This is a genomic window from Cryobacterium sp. M23 (genome assembly GCF_002929655.1).
Lineage (GTDB): Bacteria > Actinomycetota > Actinomycetes > Actinomycetales > Microbacteriaceae > Cryobacterium > Cryobacterium sandaracinum.
Genome location: NZ_PJJV01000001.1, coordinates 1 through 1,149 on the forward strand (window position 1 = coordinate 1; position 1,149 = coordinate 1,149).

A 1,149-nucleotide genomic window follows, 5' to 3' on the forward strand; every position below is an offset into this window, starting at 1 on the left:
GCTGAGCTGACGCGCACCACGGGCTCGCAACGTCGCGCATTGGCTATCGCCGGTGTCGCGCGCTCAACCTGGCAGTACCGGAGCACGCCCCGGCCACGGATGCCCGAGCCGGTCGCGCAGAAAGATCGCGCGTACCTTTCACGCATCCCCACGACCGATCGGACGACGATCGCTAAGAAGATCACCGCAGGGTGGGCAGTCGGGCATTCGGTCGATCACACGTTCGCGTCCACCTGGGATGCGGGGGTGATGCTCGCCGGCCGTCGGTCATGGTGGCGTATCGCAGCCGACATCGAAGACCAGAGCGCCCGCCCCCTGGTGCCCACGGGACGCGGGTCCCGCACGCCGCGCGAAAAACCGGTGCTAACCGCGACCGGACCCGGACAGGTATGGAGTTGGGACATCACCGATCTGCGCTCTCCGTGGCGTGGGAAAGCGTTCAAGGCCTACTCGATCATCGACATCTACTCCCGCAAGGTCGTCGGCTGGCGGGTCGAGGAACGCGAGAGTGACTACCTCGCCGTGGAGATGTTCCAGACCGCGTTCCGCGAACACGGCATCCCACGATTCGTGCACGCGGACTCCGGCCCGGCGATGCGATCGGGCGCTTTGGCCGAGCTCCTCGCAGAGCACAACGTCACCAAAACCCACAACCGGCCCTACGTTTCCAACGACAACCCATTCTCCGAGTCCGAGTTCCGCACGATGAAATACCGGCCCAACTACCCCGGAACATTCGAGAGTCTCGAGGACGCCCGCAACCACCTGCCCGACTACGTGCCCTGGTACAACACGACCCACAGACACTCCGGCATCGCCTTGTTCTCACCCCAGCAAGTCCACGACGGCTCCTGGCGGCACGCCCACGGCATCCGTGACCATGCCCTGCAGGACTACCACCAGAAGCACCCGGAACGATTCCGCACACGACCAACAACACCCGCACCAGCCGGCATCGTCGGGATCAATCATCTCCTCGATGAAACCGCCACAAACTAACCCCAGTGACTCCATTCAGCTTGACATCGCGCGCAACCATTCCAAACAGCCCGTAAACCCGCTTTTTCCCCAAAATCTCGGCTCCCCTGCTCTATCCGTGGGTGTTTCGGAGCGCCTTAACGGCCGCACGCCGCTTCCTGTCTAGGTTTC

1 protein-coding gene is annotated in these 1,149 nt (G+C 63.5%); it reads left to right on the plus strand.

Annotation, left to right across the window (positions count from 1 at the left end):
- On the plus strand, positions 1-999 hold a 999-nt coding region (locus CXY82_RS00005), incomplete at its 5' end, for a DDE-type integrase/transposase/recombinase (protein ID WP_233199073.1).
- Between the last annotated feature and the right edge of the window lie 150 nt (positions 1,000-1,149).